Annotated in this window: 25 protein-coding genes, 2 pseudogenes and 1 other annotated feature; of the genes and pseudogenes, 24 read left to right on the forward strand and 3 right to left on the reverse strand. The window is 42.2% G+C overall.

Annotated features, from left to right (window positions below):
* The first annotated feature begins 72 nt into the window (after nucleotides 1-72).
* From IJI01_RS02145 to IJI01_RS02205, 13 genes are all read left to right on the forward strand, one after another.
* The gene (locus tag IJI01_RS02145) at nucleotides 73-504 is read left to right on the forward strand and encodes a GNAT family N-acetyltransferase (RefSeq protein ID WP_292185188.1); all 432 of its coding nucleotides are present in this window, start codon (nucleotides 73-75) and stop codon (nucleotides 502-504) included.
* 207 nt (nucleotides 505-711) lie between these two features.
* A complete protein-coding gene (locus IJI01_RS02150; RefSeq protein ID WP_292185191.1) occupies nucleotides 712-2,196 on the forward strand; it encodes a hypothetical protein in 1,485 nt (494 codons plus the stop codon).
* A 146-nt stretch (nucleotides 2,197-2,342) separates the two neighbouring features.
* A complete protein-coding gene (locus IJI01_RS02155; protein ID WP_292185194.1) occupies nucleotides 2,343-2,744 on the forward strand; it encodes a flavodoxin family protein in 402 nt (133 codons plus the stop codon).
* 77 nt (nucleotides 2,745-2,821) lie between these two features.
* Nucleotides 2,822-4,141: an MATE family efflux transporter gene (locus IJI01_RS02160; RefSeq protein WP_292185196.1), complete on the forward strand. Its 1,320-nt coding sequence runs from the start codon at nucleotides 2,822-2,824 to the stop codon at nucleotides 4,139-4,141.
* A gap of 31 nt (nucleotides 4,142-4,172) precedes the next feature.
* The gene (locus tag IJI01_RS02165) at nucleotides 4,173-5,519 is read left to right on the forward strand and encodes an MATE family efflux transporter (protein WP_292185199.1); all 1,347 of its coding nucleotides are present in this window, start codon (nucleotides 4,173-4,175) and stop codon (nucleotides 5,517-5,519) included.
* Between the two features lie 422 nt (nucleotides 5,520-5,941).
* Nucleotides 5,942-6,388 (forward strand): GNAT family N-acetyltransferase, encoded by a 447-nt coding sequence (locus IJI01_RS02170; protein ID WP_292185202.1) that lies wholly within the window; start codon nucleotides 5,942-5,944, stop codon nucleotides 6,386-6,388.
* A gap of 91 nt (nucleotides 6,389-6,479) precedes the next feature.
* Nucleotides 6,480-7,103, forward strand: a complete 624-nt coding sequence (locus tag IJI01_RS02175; protein ID WP_292185205.1) for a methylated-DNA--[protein]-cysteine S-methyltransferase — start codon at nucleotides 6,480-6,482, stop codon at nucleotides 7,101-7,103.
* Between the two features lie 25 nt (nucleotides 7,104-7,128).
* Complete coding sequence (locus IJI01_RS02180) at nucleotides 7,129-8,781, forward strand: clostripain-related cysteine peptidase (protein ID WP_292185208.1); 1,653 nt, start codon at nucleotides 7,129-7,131, stop codon at nucleotides 8,779-8,781.
* A gap of 216 nt (nucleotides 8,782-8,997) precedes the next feature.
* Nucleotides 8,998-9,306 (forward strand): CD3324 family protein, encoded by a 309-nt coding sequence (locus IJI01_RS02185; protein ID WP_292185210.1) that lies wholly within the window; start codon nucleotides 8,998-9,000, stop codon nucleotides 9,304-9,306.
* 48 nt (nucleotides 9,307-9,354) lie between these two features.
* Entirely contained in the window at nucleotides 9,355-9,867 is a 513-nt protein-coding gene (locus tag IJI01_RS02190; protein WP_292185212.1) for a GNAT family N-acetyltransferase, read from the forward strand.
* Nucleotides 9,868-10,171: 304 nt separating this feature from the next.
* Nucleotides 10,172-11,518: an MATE family efflux transporter gene (locus IJI01_RS02195; protein WP_292185214.1), complete on the forward strand. Its 1,347-nt coding sequence runs from the start codon at nucleotides 10,172-10,174 to the stop codon at nucleotides 11,516-11,518.
* A gap of 140 nt (nucleotides 11,519-11,658) precedes the next feature.
* A complete protein-coding gene (locus IJI01_RS02200; RefSeq protein ID WP_292185217.1) occupies nucleotides 11,659-12,471 on the forward strand; it encodes a helix-turn-helix domain-containing protein in 813 nt (270 codons plus the stop codon).
* Nucleotides 12,472-12,504: 33 nt separating this feature from the next.
* A complete protein-coding gene (locus IJI01_RS02205; protein ID WP_292185220.1) occupies nucleotides 12,505-13,293 on the forward strand; it encodes a GNAT family N-acetyltransferase in 789 nt (262 codons plus the stop codon).
* A 98-nt stretch (nucleotides 13,294-13,391) separates the two neighbouring features.
* Here the strand turns inward: IJI01_RS02205 and thrS are convergent.
* Nucleotides 13,392-14,588: pseudogene (gene thrS / locus IJI01_RS02210) on the reverse strand (threonine--tRNA ligase); the annotation flags it as partial.
* Between the two features lie 122 nt (nucleotides 14,589-14,710).
* Nucleotides 14,711-14,924, reverse strand: a binding site (T-box leader).
* A 385-nt stretch (nucleotides 14,925-15,309) separates the two neighbouring features.
* Here thrS and IJI01_RS02215 point away from each other — a divergent pair.
* From IJI01_RS02215 to IJI01_RS02250, 8 genes and pseudogenes are all read left to right on the forward strand, one after another.
* Complete coding sequence (locus tag IJI01_RS02215) at nucleotides 15,310-15,978, forward strand: esterase (RefSeq protein ID WP_292185223.1); 669 nt, start codon at nucleotides 15,310-15,312, stop codon at nucleotides 15,976-15,978.
* 1 nt (nucleotide 15,979) lies between these two features.
* A complete protein-coding gene (locus tag IJI01_RS02220) occupies nucleotides 15,980-17,293 on the forward strand; it encodes a tyrosine-protein phosphatase (RefSeq protein WP_292185226.1) in 1,314 nt (437 codons plus the stop codon).
* A 56-nt stretch (nucleotides 17,294-17,349) separates the two neighbouring features.
* Nucleotides 17,350-17,934, forward strand: a complete 585-nt coding sequence (locus IJI01_RS02225) for a GNAT family N-acetyltransferase (protein ID WP_292185229.1) — start codon at nucleotides 17,350-17,352, stop codon at nucleotides 17,932-17,934.
* A 100-nt stretch (nucleotides 17,935-18,034) separates the two neighbouring features.
* The gene (locus IJI01_RS02230) at nucleotides 18,035-19,000 is read left to right on the forward strand and encodes a DNA/RNA non-specific endonuclease (RefSeq protein ID WP_292185232.1); all 966 of its coding nucleotides are present in this window, start codon (nucleotides 18,035-18,037) and stop codon (nucleotides 18,998-19,000) included.
* 87 nt (nucleotides 19,001-19,087) lie between these two features.
* Nucleotides 19,088-19,405, forward strand: a complete 318-nt coding sequence (locus IJI01_RS02235) for a hypothetical protein (RefSeq protein ID WP_292185235.1) — start codon at nucleotides 19,088-19,090, stop codon at nucleotides 19,403-19,405.
* A gap of 66 nt (nucleotides 19,406-19,471) precedes the next feature.
* A complete protein-coding gene (locus IJI01_RS02240) occupies nucleotides 19,472-19,594 on the forward strand; it encodes a hypothetical protein (protein ID WP_292185309.1) in 123 nt (40 codons plus the stop codon).
* Nucleotides 19,551-19,697: pseudogene (locus IJI01_RS14880) on the forward strand (ABC transporter); the annotation flags it as partial. The gene IJI01_RS02240 and the pseudogene IJI01_RS14880, both read left to right, overlap by 44 nt.
* A 55-nt stretch (nucleotides 19,698-19,752) precedes the next feature.
* Nucleotides 19,753-20,841 carry a radical SAM protein gene (locus tag IJI01_RS02250; protein WP_292185238.1) on the forward strand — a complete coding sequence of 363 codons (1,089 nt, stop codon included), beginning with the start codon at nucleotides 19,753-19,755 and terminating at the stop codon, nucleotides 20,839-20,841.
* 58 nt (nucleotides 20,842-20,899) lie between these two features.
* On the opposite strand, the gene IJI01_RS02255 is transcribed toward IJI01_RS02250, so the two are convergent.
* Nucleotides 20,900-24,064, reverse strand: coding sequence for a discoidin domain-containing protein (locus IJI01_RS02255; protein ID WP_292185240.1), 3,165 nt, complete (start codon nucleotides 24,062-24,064; stop codon nucleotides 20,900-20,902).
* Nucleotides 24,065-24,210: 146 nt separating this feature from the next.
* Here IJI01_RS02255 and IJI01_RS02260 point away from each other — a divergent pair, with 146 nt between their 5' ends.
* Complete coding sequence (locus IJI01_RS02260; protein ID WP_292185243.1) at nucleotides 24,211-25,062, forward strand: LysR family transcriptional regulator; 852 nt, start codon at nucleotides 24,211-24,213, stop codon at nucleotides 25,060-25,062.
* Nucleotides 25,063-25,122: 60 nt separating this feature from the next.
* On the opposite strand, the gene IJI01_RS02265 is transcribed toward IJI01_RS02260, so the two are convergent.
* Complete coding sequence (locus tag IJI01_RS02265) at nucleotides 25,123-25,344, reverse strand: hypothetical protein (protein ID WP_292185245.1); 222 nt, start codon at nucleotides 25,342-25,344, stop codon at nucleotides 25,123-25,125.
* A 261-nt stretch (nucleotides 25,345-25,605) separates the two neighbouring features.
* Between IJI01_RS02265 and IJI01_RS02270 the strand changes: the two genes are divergently transcribed.
* Together IJI01_RS02270 and IJI01_RS02275 are read left to right on the forward strand one after the other, a co-directional pair.
* A complete protein-coding gene (locus IJI01_RS02270) occupies nucleotides 25,606-25,806 on the forward strand; it encodes a hypothetical protein (protein WP_292185247.1) in 201 nt (66 codons plus the stop codon).
* A gap of 35 nt (nucleotides 25,807-25,841) precedes the next feature.
* A complete protein-coding gene (locus IJI01_RS02275; RefSeq protein ID WP_292185250.1) occupies nucleotides 25,842-26,051 on the forward strand; it encodes a PspC domain-containing protein in 210 nt (69 codons plus the stop codon).
* The last annotated feature ends 232 nt before the right edge of the window (nucleotides 26,052-26,283 follow it).

Here is a 26,283-nt window from a genome sequence, read left to right on the forward strand (position 1 = left end):
AGGAGTCTGTTTACTACCATAAAGAATTAGTTTGATAAATTCCGGTTTTGTGAAGCACACGAGGTGATCTTAATGATAAGAAAAATGAAAGAGGAAGATTTGCAACAGTGTGGAGCGATATATGCTAAGGCGTTCCCTATAGAGTATTGGGGGATTGATTGGAACCCTGATAATGCAAAAGAATATTTATTGGATTATTACGAGCAGAAAAGATTTGTGGGATATGTGTATGAAGAAGATGACGTGGTAATTGGATGTATATTTGCATTAAGTAAGATATCAGGAAGTAAAAAAGAAATATATATTAACGAAATGGCAGTTTTACCTGAAAGACAGGGCCAAGGTATTGGCAGGCAATTACTGAAGACACTATTAGATTATAGTAAGGAATCAGGATATGCTGGAGTTGTCCTTTATACCAGTGAATATGCACCTGCTTCCAAATTCTATGAAAATAATGGTTTTAAACTGTCACAAGGAACTATCTGTATGTATTGTGAGTAAGTGGACCAGGGGGACGGGGTTCCTGGCTCATTTTGCAAAGGCTTGAATATTGAAGAGGATGCAATGAGGCAGTTTCTAAACAATTTATAAACATTGAAAAATTAAGAAAATCTTTTAACTATAATTTAGGTTTCTTATTCATAATTCATTCCAACAACAAACAATTTTTCACTGATAAATGTTCAGGAATTACTAAGGAGTCTAATTATGAAAAGAAACGAGTTAAAAAAGATCTTATCTTTAGCAATAGTAACAATCATGTGCGTAACTGTCACAGCATGCGGACAGACAGCCACATCAACCGAAGGAACTGACACTGTAGTTACACAGGAAAGTACAGTTGAAGAAAGCAGCAACCCTTCTGATGCACCTGAAAAGCCGGACGGTGAGGCGCCTGATGGAGCACCTGGAAATAAACCGGATGGAGGAGCACCTGGAAATCCTCCCGAAGGTGGTGGCGGCTTCGGAGGCGGAAGCAGCAGTGCTGATATCGATTATCAGGGAGCGGTAGAAGTAACTGGCTCAGATACTCAGGATGGAAAGACCTATGCCAGCACAACAGCAGATGAGAGCGCACTTCTGATCAGCACAAGTGACGACGTAACCATCACCAATGCAACTGTTACCAAGACCGGTGATTCAGATGGTGGAGACAATTGTAACTTCTATGGCCTTAATGCAGCTGTTCTTGTAAAAGACGGATCTACAACCACTATTACAGGAGCAAACATTACTTCTGATGCTGACGGAGCCAACGGCGTATTCTCATATGGTGGAAATGGTGGAAAGAATGGCGCTGAGGGTGATGGTACAACAGTCATAATTTCAGACAGTACTATCACAACAACAGGTGATGGCTCAGGTGGCATCATGACAACCGGTGGCGGTGTTACAAAGGCATCAAACCTTACAGTTGAGACTAGCGGAAGATCTTCAGCAGCCATCAGAACTGACAGGGGTGGCGGCACAGTTACTGTAGATGGTGGAACATATACAACAAACGGTCTTGGCTCTCCTGCTATCTATTCAACTGCAGACATCACAGTTTCTAATGCAACTCTTGTTTCCAATCTTTCAGAGGGAGTCTGCATTGAGGGTATCAATTCAATTACCCTTAATGACTGCGATATGACTGCCAATAATACTGATACCAACGGAAATGCAACCTTCTATGACACAATCATGATCTACCAGTCCATGTCAGGAGATGCAGACAGTGGTACATCGGTATTTACAATGAACGGTGGAACACTTACCAGCAAGAATGGCCATGTTTTCCACGTAACAAATACAACTGCTGTTATTAACCTGGATAATGTAAAGATTATTAATATGGATTCAGAGAATATCCTGCTTTCAGTTTGTGCTGATGGCTGGAATGGCGACACAAACACAGCTACACTTAATGCAACTAACCAGATCCTTGAGGGAACGATCCTTGTTGGAAGTGATTCACAGCTTACACTTAATCTTACTGACGGATCTAGCTTCACAGGCACAATAGGCGGAAACATCACTAATGCCAAGGGCGAAACAGTTTCCACAGAAGTAGGGACAGTAGCTGTTTCTATAGATAAGAGCAGCACCTGGACACTTACAGCAGATACCTATATCTCATCATTTGATGGAGATATTTCTAGTGTCGATACTAATGGATATACACTTTACGTTAATGGAGTTGCTCTGAACTAAGACAACAAAAGATATCGTAATATAAAAAGTTGTACCGCTCATAATCAATATCAATTAAGTGTTGATTTTTGAATATGGGCGGTTTATTATAGTGATATATATTGCACACAATTAGATAGCGATAAATGTAAAAGAGGATATAGGTAATGGGAAGAGTAGAAGTTCGTTACTGTTCAAGAACTAAATTTGGAAACACAAGAAGAATAGCGGAAGCAATAGCCGAAGGAGCTTCAGTAAATGCTGTAAGCATAGATGATGAGCCGAGACTGTCAGAAAAAGCGGATATTCTTTTTCTTGGAGGCGCCCCATACGCAAATATTATGGCACCAGAGCTCAGGCAGTATGCTGAGGAACTTGATCCTGATATGGTGGGAAAGATAGTTCTTTTTACCACATCAAACTGGTCTAGAAGAACAGTCATGGCATTGAAAAAGATTTTTAAAGAAAAAGGCATAACAGTTGCAGAGGATTATTTCTACGCACACATGCTTAATATTGACGGTAAGATTGAGGCAGCAAAACAGTTTGGCGCAGAGAATGGAGTATGAACAGATAGAAACCCATAACCATAAGGTTGTGGGTTTTTATATATGAAAATGCCAGCTAATCAGCTACAATAGTTAGTATGACTAAAGGATCAATAACCAAAAATCTCATATTGTTTGCAATACCAGTGTTCTTCGGGCAGCTCCTTCAACAGCTCTACAATGTAGTTGACTCCATTGTTGTTGGAAATGTCCTGGGAAAAGAGGCGCTGGCAGCAGTTAGTACAGCAGGAAGCCTTATCTTTTTGATGGTAGGCTTTATAAACGGCCTGTTCATGGGCAATAGCGTTATCATCGGTAAAAGATATGGCGCAGGAGACGATGAAGGAGTGGCGGTTGCAACCCACACAGGAATTGCCTTTGCCATCATCATGGGACTTGCGATGACTGTGTTTGGATATTTCTTTACTCCAACGATCCTGAGATGGATGGGAACTCCGGCGGATGTAATGCCAAGGTCTACCCTGTATTTCAAAATATATTTCCTGGGAGGCCTTGGTAATATTCTGTACAGTGCCTGTTGCGGCGTTTTCCAGGCTATGGGCGATTCCAAGAGACCCCTGTATTACCTGATCGTCAGCACAATTCTCAACACTGTATTAGATATTTCTTTTGTGAAGTTCCTGGGATTTGGAATCGGAGGAGCGGCTCTTGCCACCATCATTGCACAGTTTGTAAGTGCAATCCTTGCATTTTCCAAGCTTACCAGAGTTGATGGACCACACAGAATCTACCTTAAGAAGCTGCGGATCCACGAAGCGACGCTTAAGAAAGAGCTGATGATAGGCTTCCCAACTGGAATTCAGAACAGCGTTATCGCGATTGGAAACGTGGTGGTACAGTCTAACATCAATGCCTTTGGCTCCGTTGCCATGGCTGGCTGTGGCAGTTATTTCAAGCTGGAAGGATTTGTCTTTTTACCTATTACCTGTATGTGCATGGCGCTCACTACCTTTGTAAGTCAGAACATGGGCGCTGGACAGATGGATAGGGTAAAAAAGGGATCTGTCATCGGAAGCTTTATCGGTGTAGCTTGTGCTGAAATAATCGGAGTGATATGTTTTCTTTTTGCACCTATTTTTCTCAGGGTGTTTTCAAATGAAGCACAGGTTCTGATGGTTGGTGTGACACAGGCAAGGACGGAGAGCTTGTTCTATTGCCTCCTTGCCCTTAGCCACTGCCTTGCTGGAGTATACAGAGGTGCTGGTAAAACAACGGTTCCTATGATCGTTATGCTTTCAAGCTGGTGTCTTCTCAGAATCACCTATATAACCATAATTGTGCGGATAATACCGGTCGTTAACGTGATATTCTGGGCATATCCACTTACATGGTCAGTAAGCTCTATTATTTTTGTAATATACTATTTCAGAGGCAATTGGATGAAACTGGCGTACTGATTTATACATGAAAAGAAATGGCGAATAAATTATGAAATCTAATAAATCTGCAATTTTAAATATGACCGAGGGAAATCCAGTTTCTCTTTTGATCCAATTCTCTATACCTATGCTTATAGGGAATTTGTTTCAGCAGCTGTACAACCTGGTGGATTCCATTATTGTAGGTCAGTTTGTTGGCGCAGATGCCCTGGCGGCAATTGGAGCCACAGGATCCGTCACCTTCCTTTTTTTTGCCCTGTGTAACGGAATTGGTAGTGGCGGCGGAATCATAACTTCCCAGTTCTTTGGGAAAGGAAATGTGGGCGAGATAAAGAGCTGTATCGTAAATACAGGCTACATTATGCTGGTATTTCCGCTTGTTGTGGGAACCTGTGCATTCTTCCTGGCCGCTCCTACGCTGGCTCTTTTGGATACTCCTGATGAGATCATGAGAGATGCTGTGGTCTACATGCAGATCATGTGCGTGGGCATAGTTTTCGTTTCACTCTATAACTATGCTTCATCAATGCTACGAGCTCTTGGGGATTCCAAGACTCCGCTGTATTTCCTTATCTTTTCCTGCATCCTGAACACAGTTCTTGACGTTCTCTTCGTGTGCGTGCTGCACATGAGCGTTGTGGGTGCAGGCATTGCCACAGTGATCTCGCAGTTCGTTTCAGGCATCAGCTGCCTCTTGTATGCAATTGCCAGAAATGAATATTTCCACATGGAAAAGAGCGATATGAAGTTTGACAGGCAGATTTCTGTTAAGATTTTGAAGCTTGGTATTCCGCTTTCTCTACAGTTTTCACTAATTGCTATTTCATGTATGGCGCTTCAGAAGGTTGTTAATTCCTATGGAAAAGTTGCAGTTGCTGCTTTCACTGCAACAAGCAGAATTGAGCAGATCATCCATCAGCCATACCAGACCCTTGGAGCAGCTCTTTCAACCTTTACAGGTCAGAACTACGGCGCCAATAAGAAGGAGAGAATAACAGAGGGTTATCACAAGGGACTTCTTCTAATGGTAATATTCTCTGTCCTGATGCTGCCACTGATACAGCTCTTTGGCGAAGAAATCATTCGAATATTCGTCGAAGATGAAGAAGTTATACTAATGGGCGCCAAGGCTCTTAAGATAACCAGTCTGTTCTATGTAATGCTGGGAATTATCTATGTTGTAAGAGGCGTTCTAAACGGCCTTGGAGATTCGTTCTTTGCGCTGTTTAACGGCATTGTGGAAGTTATAGGAAGATTCACTGTGCCTATTATGTTGACCTCTATCACAGTGATCGGACTATGGGGTATCTGGTGGTCAGTGGGAATTGTCTGGGCAATAAGCGGTATCACTGCCTGGATGAGATATATATATTTCAAGAAAAAGATATGGCAATGAAATGGTCCTAGGGGACGGGGTTAGTGGTCCATTTTTGTAGACCTGATACTGTTGAAATGTCGAATATAGAGATTTTCAACAGTCCAAAAGAGACCTATCAACCTGTTGAAAAAGCTAGATTATGAGAAAACAACAGTAATAAATTGGCTATTTAACCTGTTGAAAAGATGCTTTGTAGTGATTTCAACAGTAAAAAACAGGTTGATAATACTGTTGGAATTAAAGATACTCGAATATCAACAGTAAAGATAGCAAGAAATGGCCTGTTGGAAAATGGATTTTGTGAATACCAACAGTAAAGATAGCAAGAAATGGCCTGTTGAAAAATTGGATTTTAGAATACCAACAGTAAAACCGCATTTCAATTGTAATATTGACATGTTTTTGGCCCTACAATCATATACTTGGGAGATTGACGGTTAATGGAAATATCAGTTATATCTTATGGTCATCCACTATGGGATGAAACTATTTCTTTTGCTGAGAACTGCTCATGGAAAGCCGGGCCATACCTGGCAAAGAGAATGAGAAATAACGAGTTCGAAGAAATTGAACGAGTAATCGTGGCAACGGAGAATGATATGCCTGTTGCGTACTGCACATTTTCTTTGAAAGATGAGCTACCTGAGACTTCGGAATATACTCCGTTTATAGGCTTTATGTTTGTAGATGAGAAATGCAGGGGCAAAAGAGTATCCGAAAAAATGATAGAAGTTGCTTCGGAGTATGCTAAGAGTATCGGCTACGAAACAATATATATCCTGAGCGGCGAAGTAGGTCTTTACGAGAAATATGGCTTTGAAAAAATAGGTGATGAAGAAACTGTATATGGCACAGTAGATCAGTTGTTTCAAAAGAAATTGATCTAGCGTAGGGGATTAAGCAGGGGAATTCATATGAACAAAGAATGGTCGGATAAAAACAAACTGTGTCAGACAGAGAAAAAGCGAGGATAGTCTTATGAGAACAAGAGAAGAAGCGCTAAAATACGGTCTGTCTTTTCCGGGAACCTATCAGGAGGCTCCATTTCATGATCAGAACTGGCAGCTTGTCAGGGTAAAAAAATCCAAGAAAGCCTTTTTATGGACTTATGAAAAAGATGGCTTCATCAATTTGAATCTCAAGGTGGACCCTGAGTGGCGAGACCTCTGGAGAAAGACGTATACAGCCGTAATTCCTGCATATCATCAGAATAAAGAGCACTGGAACACAGTTATCCTGGATGGTTCAATCCCTGACGATGTCATAAAAAGAATGATCGCAGAGAGCTACGACCTTGTCACAGATTCACCTACAAAAAGAATTTATGAAGCAGTAAAGAAAATTCCAAAAGGAAAAGTTGCCACCTATGCTGACGTTGCAGAGATGGCCGGTGATAGGAAAATGGCAAGAGCTGTTGGCAATGCCCTTCACAAAAATCCAGATCCAAGTACCATTCCCTGCCACCGCGTTGTCAATTCAAAGGGAGAACTTGCAGGTGAATACGCCTTTGGCGGAGCCTGGAAGCAGGCACAGATATTGGAGAGCGAAGGCGTCGAAGTTTTCGAGGGCAAGGTTAATCTGGATAAATATAGAATTAAATAAATGTTTGGAAAATGAGGAGTAAGTTTTGAAAAAGTTAAAGAAAATTGCGATATTCATTCTGGCTATGTTGGGAGTTCTTTTTATAATCCTGATGCTGATGCCGGAGGATGATGAACTTTCCGATGGCGAAGAGGGAGCTGTCGTACAGACGGAGACCAATACAGTTATTCAGGATAATAATCAAAGCCAGTCTCTGAGCGAGGTATTCACTGTTGATGTGGGTACAGATGCTAAATCTGCAACAATTATGGTTTATATGAACGGTTCTGACCTTGAATCAGAGAGCGGAGAAGCCACAGCTGATATAGCAGAGATGTTGGAATCCGGTATTGGTAAAAATGTTAACGTTATAATTCAGACCATGGGAACCAAGAATTGGCAGGACTATGGGATCAGATCTGATACAGCCCAGACCTACAAGATAGAGGATGGTCAGCTAGTTCTTGTACGTGACAATCTGGGACAGCTGGATACAACTTCTAAGGATACCCTTTCTGAGTTCATCAGTTTTTGTAAAACAAATTACAGCGCTGACAGATATCTTTTGCTATTCTGGGATCACGGTGGTGGCCCTGTTTATGGCTTTGGCTATGATGAATGGCAACCAGAAGAATACAGCCTTAACATTGCTGAGATGGCAGCAGCTTTTGCTGAGAACAAGGATATAAGATTCGACATCATCGGAATGGATTGCTGTATCATGGCCAATCTGGAGACCTGCTATGCTCTTGCTCCATATTGCAAGTATGCACTATTGTCAGAGGACTTCGAGTCAGGACTTGGCTGGAGCTACACAGAATGGATGAAGACTTTCGAGGAAAATCCTGGAATATCAGCACCACTTCTTGGTAAAAAAATAGTTGATGACATTATCAAAGATAACGAAGAAGCCTTCATGGGCGATTCTGCCTGCATAGCTCTTTTTAATGAGTCAACAGCGAGCAATCTTTTTACCGCATGGAAAGCGTATGCTTATAAAAATGAGGATGCGCTCTTAAATAAAAACTACAGCAAAATGCATAAGGCAAAGGGCCGCGCCAAGTCTAGCTTCTGGAGTTACTGGGGGCTTGATGAAAGTGATGTTACTTTGTCCGACTATTACATTAGTGACATTCTCGCTCTGGTTGAAGGAATAGACAATAGCAGCGATGAAGCCAAGAACCTTATGTCAGCCCTTAAGGCAGCTGTCACCTACTATGGACATACTTCGGATAAAAACGAGCTCACAGGAATGTCCGTATCACTGCCCTATGGAGACTCGTATTTCTATGAGAAGCTCAAGGATGTGTATAAAGACATCGATTTTGATGAGGAATATATTGCCTGGCTTGGGAATTTTGTTTCTGCAGAAAGCTATGATGACTATTACAATTACGATAGTTTCGAGGATAACTGGAATGGTTGGGGCGACTACGAGAATGAGTACGGAGGCAATATAAGTAGCGGATGTGGTGAGTACTGCTACGACTATGACACCGGGGATTACTACGGGCACGAAGAGGAAAGTGCTGAAGATAACTGGATATACGACTACGAAGAAGAAATCTGGTACATGTATGAAAACGGCACACTCTACCTATACGACGAAGAATCCAATCTTATCTTCTACTATGATGAGGATGAGGACAAGATGTACTACTACGATGAAGACCGAGATGACTGGTACTTGGCTGAATAAGCAATTTTGGACCTGGGGGACGGGGTTAGTGGTCCATTTTTCTCAAGAACAATTATAAACAAAGAGTAGATTGTAGCAGCAAAAACTGTAGTGTACTATTTTAATAGAGCATTCGAAGGAGGAAACTATATGAAAAGATATGTAATCGCTCAGTAATCTGGGCTTAAAATACTGAATAATTAAGCTCAGATGAATCCAACAAGGTAGGAGGATTTGATGAGCTATTTAAAAGCAGAAGATATTCTGCCAAAAGAATTAATAGAAGCAATTCAGCAGTATGTTAACGGAACAAACATTTATATCCCAAGCATTGATAAAAAGGACTGGGGAAGCCGAACGTGTTCGAAAGAATATTATGAACTCAGGAATCGTGATATCCATTCGCAGTACATGGATGGGATGCCAGTAAATGAACTGGCAGATAAATACTCCCTTTCAGAGAAAACGATATACAAGATATTGAGTAAATCACGTGTTTGTGCGGCTAACGATACTGACGAGTCTTTGGCTAAAAAGTATTGCTGATGAACCTTTTTGTATCCTATTGTCTGTTGAAAAGGAGACAAGAGAGTAATGATAATAGAGACTACAAGATTAGAGATAAAAGACTTCATACTGGATATGGCATATGATGTGCACAAGAACTCGCTGGATGAGGACAACAGAAGGTTTGTGCCTGACGAGGTTTTCGAGACAGAGGAAGATGCCAAAGAGACAATTGAATTTCTGATGTCACAATATGGCTCTACTGAAGGCCCTTTGGTTCATCCGGTTTTTAGAAAAGAGGACAACATGAACCTTGGTTATGTCCAGATGGTGCCCATAGATGATGGCAAATGGGAGATTGGATATCACATAGCAAAAGAATTTACGGGGAAAGGCTATGCAACGGAGGCTGTGACAGCTTTTTTACCAGTTATGGCTGATACCGTAGGCACCTCAGAAGTGTATGGCATTTGCCTCAGTGAGAACATGGCATCCAAGCATGTCCTTAATAAGTGCGGCTTTGAAGCAATCTTTGAGGGCACTGGTGACTATCAGGGAGAGAAAAGAGAAATCTATAAGAGCGTTTGGAAAAAGGCTTAATGGGAGTATAAATGGAGGAACAGTTTTTTTATCATGTAATATCGGATGTTCCCAAGCACGGTCGAGATACTGGCTGATGGGGACATTGAGTTTGTTGAGATCGTAAAAGAAATAAATGCTAATATCTAATATTGATTATTATTCACCATGATGGGAATGCCCGCAGATTAATTCTGTGGGCATTGTTTTTTGAACTGCTTTAAGGTACGATACAAAAATAGACCTAGGGGACGGGGATATAGGACCAAAAAAATGGACCACGAACCCCGTCCCCCTAGTCCATTTTGGAAAAGGAAGTAGTTTTATGAGCAAGTCTTCAGTTAAGGATATGACGGAAGGGTCCATAATCGGCCAGATTATAATGTTCTCGCTTCCGCTTATGCTGGGCAATATTTTTCAGATGCTGTATAACACGGTTGATTCTATCGTGGTTGGTAATTTCGTTGGAAAAGAAGCGTTGGCAGCAGTTGGTTCGACAACTATGATCATAAATATGCTGGTGTTCTTTTTTAACGGATTTTCAATTGGTGCGGGAGTTTTGATCTCAAGATATTTTGGAGGAAAAGACCTAAAGGGACTCCACAGGGCTATAGAAACAACTATCGCAACGACCTTTGTTTTCTGCGTCATTTTTACCATAATTGGTGTGCTTGGGGTTAAGCCCATGCTAGAATTCATGGACACACCGGCGGACGTTTTTGAAGATGCCACCACATATCTTCGTATATATTTCATGGGCTTTTCGGGACTTCTCATCTATAACATGGGAAGCGGAATCCTGCGTGCAGTGGGAGATACCAGGCGCCCTCTGATGTTTCTTATTTTGACAAGTATCATTAATACTGTGTTGGACCTTGTTCTGGTAATTGGCTTTAAGATGGGAATTGCAGGTGTTGCAACAGCTACCATTATTTCCCAGATGATATCTGCGGTTCTGATTCTTTATCTTTTGACCAGTACCAATGATATCTATAAGTTCGATTGGAACGATATGGGAATAGATCAGGAAATTCTGAAGATGATCTTTGCGGTGGGACTTCCAGCGGGCATTCAATCCGTTATCACTGCCTTTTCAAATGTGTTTGTTCAGTCTTATATCAATCACTTCGGCTCAAGCTGCATGGCAGGCTGGAGCTGCTACAATAAACTGGATGCTTTCATTCTGCTACCTATGTCCAGCATGGCCATGGCTGCAACAACATTTGTTAGCCAGAATGTTGGAGCCCATAAGATGAAGAGGGCGGATGATGGTACAAGGATAACTGTAACCGCAGCAACCGGCATTACCTTTGTCATCGCAGTATTCCTATATTTCTTTTCATCAACTGCTGTCAGGATGTTCTCATCAGATCCTTCAGTAATAGAGTATGGAAGCCTGTTTATCCGCACAAATGTCTTTTTCCTGTTGGCTAACTGCATTAACCACACACTTGCTGGAGCACTGAGAGGACGCGGTGATTCACGAGGACCGATGATCATTATGATCATGAATTTCGTTGTGGTCAGGCAGATATATCTTTTTGTAATTACCCATTATGTCGTTAACACCCCTAAGTGGGTAGGTTTCGGCTATCCTGTAGGCTGGGTATGCTGCTGTATAACGGAGGTTATTTACTACAACCTTAAGCATAGGAAAGTGAACGTAATGTGAAAATGGACCACTAACCCCGTCCCCTAGGACCAAAACAGACCCACAAAAAATAAACGCAAAAAGTCAAGAAACCTCCAAACGTAAATGGTATAAATATCTTATCGGACCGATAAGTAACCAAAACAAACAGGAGCTTAAGAGTGGTAGACAGTGTAGAAGTACTCATGAACGTGCTTGAGTATATTGAAGAGAATATAGCAGGCGAACTGTCTGTGGAAGATGTTTCCAGAAACTGTGGAATCTCTTTGTCCTGGCTGCAGAAGCGTTTCAAGTATGCGTTCCACATGACTGTGAAGGAATACATACTCAGGCGGAGATTTACCTGCGCCGCCAGAGATCTGCTCACGACGGATGAGAGCATTCTCGATATAGCCCTCAAGTACGGATATTCTAACCACGAGTCTTTTACCAGAGGCTTTCAGCAGGTCTGGATGATCACACCTAACGAATATCGCAAAGAGAGGCACTTCTCAGGTCACACTCCTAAGCTTTCAGCTCTTTTACTGAACAATTTGGAGGACGATAACATGAGTAGAATGAAATATGACCTTACAGAATTATATGACGTGTTAAAAGAACGCAAAGATAATGCGTATGTTTGTGCTGACATAAAGCACCTTATGTGGATCAACGATAATATCGGACACAAGGCTGGAGATGCAGCTATTTTGGAAGCAATGCGAAGAATTGATGCAGCTTGCAGTGACGACGACATCTTTTTGCGAATCGGCGGAGATGAGTTTGTAGTTTTCACAGGCAGCAGTGATCCAGCTCATGCAGAGGAAATTGCTGCAAAAGTGAGAGATTGCCATGATACAATTACAGTAGATGTAAAAGAGGTTACTGTCGAAGTTCTTGCGGGAGCTTTTGTAGGATTTCCAGGAAGAGTTGACGCCAAGAATGTATTTGATGAGATATCCAGAAAGATTGATGAAGTACACAATAATTCTTGACACGAATAGTCAAAAAGGGGAGGCAGAAAAGATATGGATAACTTTGTTGATGAGAGAGACTATAAACTGTTAGACGGGGATAGGTACACCTTCTTTGTGCTTCGAAGGATTCTCGGGCAGGAATGCGCACTTATAGCATCTGATCACGAAAGACTCATCATCTGCCATTCCAAGAATCCTTATCCAGTGTGGGTATGGACACCTGATGATGCGGACGAAGCTGAGCTTGAAAGAGCTTATCAGGAGCTTCAGAAGAATTCATTTATAGATGGTGAGCATACCTTCAACCTCAAATATGAGCTTGCGAATTTCATCATAAAAAGAGCTGCAGAAGAGGGAAAAGAGCTGTCTATCACAATGAACATGATGGCTTATGACTGTCCAGCTCCAATAGAACCAGGTCATGCAGAGGGTAAACTTCGTAAGTGTACTGATGAGGATTACACAACACTCGTTGATTTCATAGATGGTTTTCATGTTGATACAGGCGTTGATGTTCAGAGTAGAGACGTATACAAAGAACAGGCTCGCAGAAATATAGAAGATGGCAGAACTTATTTGTGGCAGGATGCAGCTGGTAAAATTGTTGCCTGTTGCAAATATAACCCTAATGATTCCATGGCAGGTATCAATTTAGTTTACACACTTCCAGAGGAGCGTAGAAAGCACTATGCTGAAAACCTTGTTTATCAGGTAACAAAGCTTGCGGCAGATGAAGGTCTTTTACCAATGCTCTATACAAATGCGGACTACGTGGCGTCTAATGAGTGCTACAAGAAGATTGGATATATATTAAGAGGAAGCCTCTGTACTATAGGTTGAAAAAAGCTCCGGTTTTTCCGGAGCTTTTATATTGTTGGACCAGGGGGACGGGGTTGGTGGTCCAAAAAATGGACCACTAACCCCGTCCCCTAGGACCATTACTTTAGCTTAGAAACCCTATCCTGCACAAGCTTAACGAATTCTTCAACCTGCATCTGGCCCATGTCCTGAGCACCCTCTGCGCCGTCGCGGTCTCTAACAGCAATTGAGTGATTTTCCATTTCCTTATCTCCAAGAATAATCATATAAGGAACTCTGTCCATTCTGGCTTCGCGAATCTTGTAGCCGAGCTTTTCATCATGGAGATCAACCTCAACGCGGATGTTATTAGCCTTGAGGAGTTTCTCTATTTCTTTTGCATATTCCACATGTCTGTCTGAAACTGGCAGAATCTTGACCTGAACAGGAGATAGCCAAGCTGGGAACTTGCCTGCGTAGTGCTCAATCAGGATTCCCATAAAGCGGTCGATGGAGCCAAAGACAACTCTGTGGAGCATGATGGGGCGGTGCTTCTGGCCATCCTCACCGATGTAATCCAGATCAAAGCGCATAGGAAGCTGGAAATCAAGCTGGATTGTTCCGCACTGCCATGTTCTTCCGAGGCTGTCTTTAACATGGAAATCAAGCTTGGGGCCATAGAAGGCGCCATCACCTTCATTGATGGCATAAGGCTTACCAATGCCTTCAACTGCGGCCTTGAGGGAGTTGATAGCAAGCTCCCAATCCTCGTCGCTTCCGATGGAGTTCTCTGGCCTTGTGGATAGTTCAATCTCATATGAGAAGCCAAATACAGAGTACACCTCGTCAATCAGCTTCATAACACCCTGAATCTCAGATAACACCTGATCCTCACGCATGAAGATATGGGCATCATCCTGTGTGAAGCATCTTGCGCGCATCAGACCATGGAGTGTACCAGACAGCTCCGCTCTGTGCACGATTCCAAGCTCGCCCATCCTGATTGGGAATTCCTTGTAGGAATGAGGCTTAGACTTGTAAACCAGCATTCCGCCAGGGCAGTTCATTGGCTTGATTGCGTAGTCTCTGTCATCTACGCTTGTTGTATACATGTTGTCCTTGTAATGATCCCAGTGGCCTGACTTCTCCCAAAGAGACCTTGAGAGCATTATAGGTGTCGAGATCTCAACATAATCTTCGCGCTGGTGGACACGTCTCCAGTAATCAATGAGAAGGTTCTTGAGAATAAGCCCCTTAGGGAGATAGAAGGGGAAGCCCTGTCCCTCATCCATTAGTAAAAAGAGCTCCAGCTCTTTTCCCAGTTCTCTGTGGTCCCTGTCGTTTACAAGAACCTGATTTTCCATTTGCATTTCGTTCATAATGTGTTGCTCCTTTCGCAGAAAAAAGTGTTTGTATGCAACAACATAAGAAAAGCACCCATAAGACCACTACAAATGATCTTAAGGGTGCAATATGCACGGTTCCACCTTAACTTTTCACTTCAGATTCTGACAAATCCTATCCTTTAACGCAGGCATACGGTAACACTTACTATTGTTGGGCGTTACAGCTCTGGAATGGTTTTCATTCGTTATCCTCATAAGTGACTTCCACCTTGTGCCACTCTCTCTGGATGATTCATCGCGAACTACTCTTTCCGTCAATGCTTTTCTTATGTTATTGAAGCGATTGTAGCAAAACAGAATTTTTGTGTCAATGATTTTTGTAAATTTATTTTTTTGAATATTACTATCAGACAAGATGAGATATATGTTATTATAGTCAGAAAATATGTGAATGAACCTAGGGGACGGGGTTCATGGTCCAAAAAATGGACCACTAACCCCGTCCCCTAGGTCCAAAATTGCACGATAGGGGGAGAAAAGATGATTAGGCGGTCAGCACGATGTGGGGCACTTCGACATCGCACTGGCTCTGGCGGAGTATGTATCGTGTGTTGAGGGAGCGGCATTTTGAAAAGAGCCCGTGGAAACAGAACTATTGATTTAGTTACTTTTTTTAAAAAATAGCATTGTAGTGAAGATGGGAGAGACTTGTATGCAAACAGATCACAGACCGAGTCTGAGAGACTTTGACATATATGAATATGGCGACAAAGCGGCGCAGATAGTACTGTTGCAGGCTATCGACAAGCACAGTCTTGATTCAATGGAAAAAGAAATAGAGCTGATCCGTGAAGCTACGGGAAAAGAGTTCCTTCTTGCTGCCTTTGTGGTAAATGATTGGAACAAGGACCTCTCTCCATGGCCTGCGCCTGCTGTGTTTGGAAATGAGGATTTTGGGGACGGGGCAGCAGACTTGCTGGCTGTGATGCAGGAATACTGTGAGAATATGGGCTCCAGAACCTTCATTCTTGGTGGCTATTCCCTTGCAGGCCTTTATTCGTTATGGTCAGTGTACCAGACAGATATCTTCCAGGGCGTGGCAGCAGTATCACCGTCCATGTGGTTTCCAGAATTTGATAACTACATGAATGATAACAAGATCCAGTGTTCAAACGTATACCTAAGTCTTGGAGATAAAGAGGAGAAGACCAAGAACAAGGTAATGGCGACTGTGGGAGACAAAATGCGAGAAGCCCACAAACTGCTTCACGACCAAGACATCAACTGCACACTAGAGTGGAATGAAGGTAACCACTTCAGAGATCCTGATAAAAGGACAGCAAATGGATTTGCTTGGATAATAAATAGAATGGGGAACTAACATGGCATCAAGTATTATGCATCTTGCGGTAACTAGCGAACTTGCCAAAAGACACATTTTCAAAGACTTAGATAGACTTAAATTCGGGGCAGTTCTTCCGGATGCAGGGGAGAATAAGAAAGGACACATTGGCAAAAAAGTCTGCGGAAATAACAAACATGTTTACAACTTTGAGTTCTATAGAGAAAAGTATGGGGAGCTGATGAAGAGCGATGATCTCTATCTGGGCTATTATCTTCATCTTGTACAGGACATTGTCTACAGGCATTTTGTCTATGACAAGCATCACTGGAATCCATTGATTCCGGGGAATGTGGAGAAGCTTCACAAGGATTATTCAATCTTGAATTCCTACGTAGTAGATAAATACAAGCTTACAAATGACCTCAAGAAGCCAGATAACTTCGATAAAGAAGCCATCAATGACATCTGCTTCTTTAATACGGACTGGCTCATAGACTCAATGAACCAGTACTTCGTCAAAGCAGAAGATGACGATATTTTCTTTTTCACCAAGGAGATGGCAGATGAATTCATTGCAGAAGCAGTAGAGGCGTGCCTAAAAGAACTGGCCGCCCTGGAAAAAGGCGAAGGCATGATTAACAGCTACGATGTAGCCTGGGCATCAAGACCTTATTCTCTTCTTGAGACTACCCTCAACACCAGAGAACTTGGAGATTATCGCATAGAGGGCACAGATAAATATACTCAGAACGGTAGGATCTTCAGGAGCGACGTAGCCAACTATCCATCAGAAAAAGACATAGCATTCCTGCGAAACACAGGCATAACCACCATCATCGATACCAGATCTCCAGAGGAAAAAGAGCGAAGACCTCACGGCTTAAAAGACGTGGAAGGCTTTTTCTATCACGACATTCCAATTGAGGAAGGAAGTGGAATTCCTGAAAGTGTAGAGGCGGTTCCAGATAGCTATGTAGGGATAGCGCGCGCAGACAACATCGGCAAGGTTTTCCAAACAATGGCAGATGCTCCTAAGGGCATAATGTATAACTGCTCGGCAGGTAAGGACAGATCCGGAACCATAACAGCACTAATAATGTGGCTCTGCGGTGTTAGCAAAAAGGACATAGTCTTTGACTACATGAGAACCAAGGATAACAATAAGGAACGCTTTGAGCAGATACATGCAAACTTCCCTGAAATTGACATGAACATCGTCATCCCTAATGAGAACAACATGATCAGATTCTTGCAGATGATGGAGGACAGATACGGAGTAGCCGAGAACTACTTCACAGCAATCGGAATAGACACAGAAACTCAGCAGAAGCTCAAAAACAAACTTCTATAACCATCTGAACAACAGACAACGCAGACACAACAGACAATGCAGATACGGAGGAATATATGGAGAAGTTTTATTTCGAGGTACCAGGCCCTGACAGAAAGGACGATGCTATAGCCTATATAAATGAGTTTTACGAATACGATTCAGATATTAACGGAAGCGGCGGACTCCACAAATTTCTTGATAACTACGAGGGATGGCTGGATAAGCTCGATGAATATGCAAACAGACAGCCAAGCGAGGACGGCGTTCCAGCAAGAACTTTTTTCCTTGTAAGAGAGAACGACAAGAGGATAGTCGGAATGTGCAATATCCGCCTTGCCCTCAACGAGAGACTGCGTAACTACGGCGGAAACATCGGCTATTCCATAAGGCCAACAGAAAGAGGTAAGGGCTACAACAACTTTAACCTCTACCTGGCTCTCAAAGTCTGCGACGAGCATGGAATCGACGAAGTTCTTCTTGATGCAGACCTTGATAATCCTGCATCCTGGAAGACAATGGAATATTTTGGCGGTAAAAGAATCAGAGAATACTTTGATGACAAAGAAGATATGTGCATGACTGTCGATTACACAATCGATGTAAAGAAGGCCTTGGCTGACCATAAGGATTTTGAGGACCAAACCATAAAAAACATATAAACAGAGAGAAATATTTGTAAAATCGATTGAAATAGGTTTTCTTTATAGTATTATGATGTTGGAGTTATAGGCACTGGTATCGCTTATAGAGGTAGATATTATGAGTCTTTTTAATAAATATGACTACAACAAGCATAAGAATAGAGAGAACCTGTTTCTTTTTTGTGCGTTTATTCTTATACCAATTTACATAGGCTTATGCTTTCTTCTTTTCCTGAATAAGAGGGATGTAGTTGCCGTTACCATGGACTACAAAGGCAAGGCATCTATAGTTCTCGATAACAATCAACCGGGATTTACTGAGGAAGAGATTACGGATGTTTCTTTTGAGGAATATGGCAAGCTCGATGAGCTTGGAAGATGCACTCCAGCATTTGCCTGTGTTGGCGCAGATCTGATGCCTACAGAAGATCGCAGTAGTATTGGTGAAGTTATTCCAACAGGCTGGGTGCAGAACAGGTATCCCGGAGTTGTGGACTCTGAGCCACCATTTATCTATAACAGGTGCCATCTTATAGCCTATAAACTGACAGGCGAAAATGCTAACTCACAGAACCTTATAACAGGCACTAGATACATGAATGTTGAAGGAATGTTGCCTTATGAGGATATTGTAGCTGACTATATAAAAGCAACGGGCAATCACGTTATGTACAGGGTTACACCTGTATTTGAAGAGAATAATCTCCTGTGCAGAGGCGTTCAGATGGAAGCCTATTCTGTTGAGGATAATGGCGAGGGAGTCTGCTTTAACGTATTCTGCTTTAATGTTCAGCCAGGAATCGACATAACCTATTCAGATGGCAGCAATGTACTTGGAGCCGGCATGGAGGCTGCCGAAGACGCTACAGTAGGAAATATCACGACAGAGAAGTTTGCATTTCACACAGACGAAGAGCTTCTACAGAACGTGGATTATGTCGTAAACAGGAATACCTTGAAGTTCCATTACATATACTGCGAAAGCGTTGATGAAATCTACGAAACCAATAAGATATATTACAAAGGTTCAAGAGAAGAGCTTATTGAGCAGGGCTATGTACCATGTAAGCGCTGCAATCCGTGATTTACACTTCTCATTGACACACGGCTTAACTTGAAGTAGCATTCTTTATAGATTACTCATGGATCGTCAGGTGGAAGGAGGAGAGCAATGCGCGATAACAGCCAGTCTAATGGAATTACGCGTAATGTGATCGCAGTACTTATGTGTGCTGCGCTTTACTTTAGTGTTCTCTTTTCCGCCTTTTTTATTGTTAACGAATATCACCATGACTGCGTGGGCGAGGAATGTCCTATCTGTCAGTGCATAGCAGAGTGCGAAGCCTTTGTTAATCAGATCAGCTCCGGACTTATCATTGTGTTTATTGCGCTTCTGACCCTTGCCATAGCTGCAGATTCTTACAGGATGTTCGTAAGTCTTTTTTCTGCTAACACTCTTGTTACGCAGAAGGTGCGTCTAAATAATTAAATTTCTCATTTATTCTTTTTTGAATTCCTGTTTACTAACTTAATATTGCAAAATTTGGAGGAAATTATGAGAAAAATATTTTCTCTTATTTTGGTTGCACTCATGCTTGTGGGTGTTCTTTCTGCGTGCGGAAATTATTGCACCTGCAAGAGCTCTTTGTGCTACCAGAAAACTGCTCCTTTTGGATGAGCCTGTGGCTGGCCTTGACCCAAAGGTCACCACAGAAATGTATGAGGTGATAAAAGAGCTTAATCAAAAAGGAATAGCAACATATAAATTGCTAACAATGTAGTTGCGCAAAATATAAAATATGATATAATCCTTTCAGAAAGAGAGGATTTTTTGAGATGGAAAAAGAATTCAACATTCAAGAATATATGACTCATGGAGTTGAGAGAGTTGTTTCTGATGCGATCAAGGCAACGCTCAAGAATCCTAAGGAAAGTGCTTATATGGCCAAGTTTGCCCTTGCAACTAAGACTGCATCCAAGAAGAGAGCCAAGCTTGAAGCAGAGGGAGAGCACATTCCTCCATTTTTGATTGCCAGTATTACAAGTAGCTGTAATCTTCACTGTGCAGGCTGCTATTCCAGATGCAACAATGCCACAGAGGATACAGAGCCTGTAAGTCAGCTCACCGATGAGGATTGGCTCAGAGTCTTTGACGAGGCAGATGAGCTTGGAGTTAGCTTTATTCTTCTTGCAGGTGGTGAGCCACTTCTTAGAAAAGGCGTTATCGAGGCAGCTGGTAAGAAGAAGGATATTCTTTTCCCAATATTCACTAATGGAACATATATGGCTGACAAGTACTTCGATCTCTTTGATCAGAACAGAAATCTTGTGCCTATCATGAGTATTGAGGGTGAAAAGGAAGCTACTGATAATAGACGCGGCGAAGGCGTTTATGACAAGCTTGTTTCCAACATGGATGAGCTCTACAAGCGCGGCCTTATCTATGGCGCTTCAGTTACTGTTACAACAGAGAATATCAAAGAGGTTTCTTCTGAGGACTTCATTGGTAAGCTTTCATCCAAAGGCTGCAAGGCTGTAATCTTCGTTGAATTCGTTCCAGTTACTGATGATTCAACACATCTGGCACCTGGCGATGAGGATAGAGAGTACCTTAAGGGCGAGATAGCAAGACTTCGTAAGGAGCACCCTGAGATGGTATTTGTTTCTTTCCCTGGTGATGAGAAGAGTTCAGGCGGATGCATTGCAGCAGGAAGAGGATTCTTTCACATCAACTCCCATGGCGGAGCTGAGCCATGCCCATTCTCACCATATTCAGACATCAATGTAAAAGATACATCACTACGTGAAGCTATGAATTCCAAGCTTTTCAAGGCGCTTCAGGCTGAGGGCGTACTCATCGAAGATCACGCAGGCGGATGTGTTCTGTATGAGAAGAGAAAAGAAGTTGAAGCTCTTTTGTCATAATATATTGTAAAGAAATTAAGAAAAGGTGATCACCTCTGCTGAAGTGATCACCTTTTTATTATCTTCTGACTGATTTTACTGGTGCGGTATTAGTGACTGTTACAAGATAATCACCGCCCTGCCCCATGGCAAATACTGCATTTCCAATATCAATAATTTTGAAGCTGCCGCAATAATCAAGCTGGTTACGGGATGTGTTCAGCCTGTAGAGATTTGCGTATTTTCCCGCATTCTCTTTTCCTAATGCCACATGCAGATTGACAGTGCATGGGAATGCGCCGGTGTTCTTGATTGAAAGCTGCTTGGATGCAATCGCCTTCTTCTCAGCTATAAGAACGGAAGAGATAGCCTTTGGATTGCTGTTTAGAGAAAGATCAATCCTAGTGCTTGCTGCAATCTTTGGCATTTTGATATCTGTTCCTGTTATGCTAAGAGCTATGCCGCCGATACTGTGAATGGCAAGAGTAGTATTCTTACCCTTCAACATGCTAAGGACAGAAGCTGGAATGATAGTTTCCTTAGGCGAATTAATATTTAATGTGCCTGTAAGATCTAAGCGTTCCAGGCGACTTACAACAACAGGCCATGTGATGGCACCAGCTACAGCTGGTGTGCGGTTAGGAGCGATAGCTACTACCGGAGCCTGACTGGAATCTGAGGAGGTATCACCTGATGAACTCTGATTCTGTACGCTGTAGTCTCTGTTATCTGATGAAGCTGGCGTGTTGCTTTCTGAATTTGAAGGTGTCTCCTGAGAAGTTGATCCCTGAGCTGGTGTCTCCTGTGATGGCTGACTAGGAGCATCTTCGCTAGGTGTATCTTCAGAAGGAGTTTCTGGCTCTGCTGGTGCTCCCTCAGCGTAGGCTGTTGCTTCGTAGAAGCCGGTTTTGTTAGTTACAGTGTTGAGCATTGTCGCATAATCAAGGCCTGTTCTAAAGAAGAAAGTTACGGCAGTTGCCTCGTCTATTGTGAAGCTTCCGCTCAGAGAGCCTTCATTACCGTCGATAACGTTGTTCCAGGTATATGTTCCTGGTTCGATGAAAGCAGTTGCCATGTAGGCGTTTCTTGCAGTCTGGAGCATAGGAGATGCTACGACTGTATCACCATTTCTAAGTGAAAGCTCTACCTGAGCTGTTCCGATAGCCTTTTCATAGACTTCGCCATTTGCCAGCTTAAAGCTTGTAACTCCATCGCTGATAGAATCAAACACGTCTTTAGTTACTGAGTTTGCCCATACTAAGATAGAACCTGAGCCTTCGCCACCTGGAATGGTAGTCTTTTTGTTATCTGAAGGAATTTCTCCGTTACTCCATACTCTGTCGAAATTCACCTTGTACTGATAGGTTATTGATGTGGTAGGAAGTGTGAAATCAAGGGTTCTTGCGAAAACACCACCGCCGATATATTCGATGGTTGAAAGAGGATTGGCCTGATCCCATCCGCCGAACTCCTTAAACTCTTCAACACCGTTTCTGTTAAAGAAATTTCCTGTCCAGTTAGCAACCTTTTTGATGTCCTGAACTGGATTTCCATTTGAATCCTCGTGCTCATCCTGGCTGGTGAAAACGGTATTATTCAGTGCAAAGTAGCGGATAATGATGTTCTGGCTGGAGGAGCTTTCTCTTATGCTGCCTGTATAAATCTCCTCGCCGTTCAGGGTAATAGAGTAAGTAGTAACTCCGCCAGCAAAGGTTGCTGTTGTCTCGTACATTCCCTGTTCAAAGAGACTCATGTTGTAAGATGTATCACCAACTCTAACCTGTAAATAGTCACCAGGTGCAGCAATGGTTGATGGCTGAGGTTTTTCTGAAGGCTCCTCGGAAGGTTTCTCAATTGGCTCCTCAGAAGGCTCTTCGATAGGTTCCTCAATTGGTTCTTCGGAAGGCTCTTCTGATGGATCAGGCTCAGAACCATTTGCCACTTCAAGCTCATACATACTTGCATATGTGCTGTTTATCTTAGTTACATGGATACGTACATAGCGGAAGCTTGATTCCTGGAAAAAGATTGTCTGGGCGCCTGCAGCGCTGCTGCTTCCAGTAGCTATTTCTGTGTATCCGTTTTCTGGATCATTACTTCCTTCGATGATATATTCTGTGTTGTAGGAATCTGCATAATCCCCAGTTCCACCCCAGTACAGGTTGACATGGTTAAAGGTCTTGGCGCTTCCAAGATCAACTGCGAACCAAGGATCTGGATCTTCCTGATGCAGAACGATGAAGGAAGTATAGCTTCCGTCTGTAAGGTTGCCTACGTTTCTGGCACCTATTCCAGCGCTGCTTCCTCTTGCGTTAGATGAAGCCATACCCTGCTTTTGAAGTGCAAGGTTTGTACCTGGCTCAAGGCCTCGATCTGTAAGATCAGGCACGTTGTTTAAATCTCTGTAGATGTTTGCATAAGTATGAGCCTTCTGCTCGATTAAGTTTACTGTAGCTGTATCGTAGTTAACACGATTGTTTCTATAATCTGAGCTCTCTACCAGAGACTTTACTACTTCAGCATCAGCCTCTGAGAACTGTAAAACAGACTGCTCAGAACCAAGAATGGCATAGAAGATCGAGCTTGCAGAAATAAGTGAAGCCAGGTCATTGCCATGTACATTGTCACCTGAACGATACCAGTGCTTACCCTCATTGAAATACAGATCATAGTAAGCTTCACCACTTGGAGCTAAAAGAGCTCCGTTGTCTTTAGCAACTGCTACATAGGCATCGGTGAAGCTTGTCTGCATGGAACTGAATACATCCTCGTTAGCCCATGGCATATACAGAACAAGCTGAGGATGGTTTGGAGCTTCATCAATCCATGGTTTAAATGCACCAACACCCTGTCTTAATAAAGACTCGTTAAAACCTGAGGATTTCTCCTGCAGGACTACATAATCATAATTACCTTCAATAATGGCAGCTCTTGTACTTGCTGCCAGAATATCAGCCTGATCAAATAATGATGCACCCATCTGAGTTCTGGTGTCTATTGTTGCATCAATAGAGACGTAGGCTAATAGCTGTTCAAGCTTACTCGCCACGTTGTTGTATCTGGTAAGGCTGTTTCCAACCATAAGGATACGCATCGAATTGTCTGTTGTTTCCTCGACTTCAGGCTGTTCAATCAATGCTTCAGACTCCGATTCCGTAGCTATAGCCTGAACGGGTAGTAGGCTGGTACTAAGGAAAAGAGCCATCATCACAGCGATAAACGCCCTAAAAAAACCTTTTTTCATACTCTGTAATTTCTCCTTCCATCTGATTACGCGCGCAAACATATATCAAATATGCACTAATTATAGATAGACGAAATCTTGAATAACATAATCAGATTCTATATGATGATATATACTGGAAGATATATGGGAGAGGTATGGATGCCATGGAATTGTTACAGCTTCGTTATTTTCGCACTGCAGCTATGCTAGAGAACTTCACAAAGGCCGCTGAGTATCACCAGATTCCTCAGTCTGCCATCAGTAAGACAGTTAAGAATCTGGAACGTGAACTTGGATGTGAGCTCTTTTCCCGAAATGGAAAAAAGATAGTTCTGAACGATAACGGAAAAATGTTTCTGGAAAAGGTAGATATCGCTCTAAAGAGCTTAGATAGCGGCGTCGAGGAACTAAAGGGACATAAGCTTAGTGTTATAAGTATAAAGGTATTCAGTGGAATCCACTTCGTTTCTAAGATGATAAGCGAATTCGAAAAAGAATATCGAAATATTAAGGTTATCAACTATCATGGCCAGGGTGATGCTCTTATGAATCAGGATGAGGACTTTGTTTTCTTCCAGCTCCCGATTGACGAGGGAAGCTATGATAGTAGGTTTCTGATGAAGGATGAGCTAAAGATAGCTATTTCCAAGAGTAATCCGCTGTCTTCCAGAAAAAAGCTGAATTTAGAGGAATTAAAAAGCGAGAAGTTTGTGTCTTATGGTGACGGAAATCAGCTAAGGCAGATGACTGAAGAGCTCTGCCAGGAAAAGGGCTTTAAGCCAAATATCATTTTTGAAGCAGCGAGCTTTGATGCCTTGCGCTCCATGGTGGAGGCTGGTGTTGGAATTTCATTGGTACCTGAGATGTCATGGTCGCTGGAAAAGACGGATCATGTATCCCTTGTGCCGATTACCACGCACCCCTACAGGAGTCTTGTGATTGCCTGGAAAAAAGATAAGGCTCTCACCCATGAACAAAAGCTGTTTCTGGACTATGTTTGTAAGTGGTTTAGTTAAAAAAGAGGCCTCACATTATCTTTAAAAGATGATGTGAAGCCTTGTTTAATTTATCCATATTTAGTTGTCTGCCTTCACTGGAAGGAGTCTGAGTCCGCCTGTTCCAAAGAACATTGAGTTTCTGATCATTCCGATGCGGTATAAGCTCAGAACGTAGAACATTGAATACATGATAGTCATAATCCCGAATGCTCTGATCAGCTCCTCAACTGTTGGAGGATATCCGTATCTCCTTGTAAAGTTTCCTACGTATTCTGCAATTTCTGCTTCTAGTCTACCCATATTATTAACCGTCCCTTATGCATGCGTCTCTTTGGATATTTGGACGCTTTTAATTAGTCTAGTCCAAGAATATGTCCTAAATTTGTAGAAGTTATAAAATAATTATAAAATGATTGCTCGCAATTTTTATTTCGCAAAATTGGAGAATTACGGACTTCAGAGACACAGATGATGTTATGTATTTGGGAAATATTTCTGACTACAATATATTCAAGAAGATTCGAAACAGAAACATTCTAATGATCAAGAAGGAGGGTGCCGATGAACAAATTCTTACAGGGAATGCTGTTTGCGCTTCTTTTGGTATATGTGGTTTCACCAGTGGATTTCGTTCCCGGACCTGTTGACGATATCCTGGCAATAATCTTATACGCAGCAGCAAACAGAAATAAGTTTTTACCCAAGAAAGATTACGGTAATGAACAGATCGAAGTAATCGATGTGGATGGAAAAGAGATTTGAGCTTTTGTGATTGATTTATTTGGAGGAAAGTTGTTATGAGTAAGAAATTGTACAGAAGTAATGATAGAAAAGTTTTTGGTGTGTGTGGCGGAATCGCAGAATATTTTGATATTGATCCTACGATCGTAAGACTTATCTGGATCATCATGACATGTTCAGGCGGAAGCGGAGCAATCCTTTATCTCATAGCTGCACTTCTTATGGATAACAAGCCTGATTACGTGAGCAGATACGAGAATCAGTAATTACATTGCTATCAGCAGCTACTTGCTGATCACATAGATTGGAATAGCCTCAAAAACCCCTTGAAGAGAGCATATGATTGAAATAAATCGTATGCTCTTTTTCTGTTCATTGGACATGTTTTCAATTTGTGACGTGGGATAAAGAGGGGTGAGCATTGATGTGATAGCAAGTTTTGCAATGTATGCAACAAACGAGGCAATTCCATTACATAAGCCGGAAGGATAAAGTGAT

Origin of the sequence: Butyrivibrio sp. (genome assembly GCF_017433805.1) — a bacterium.
Lineage (GTDB): Bacteria > Bacillota > Clostridia > Lachnospirales > Lachnospiraceae > Butyrivibrio.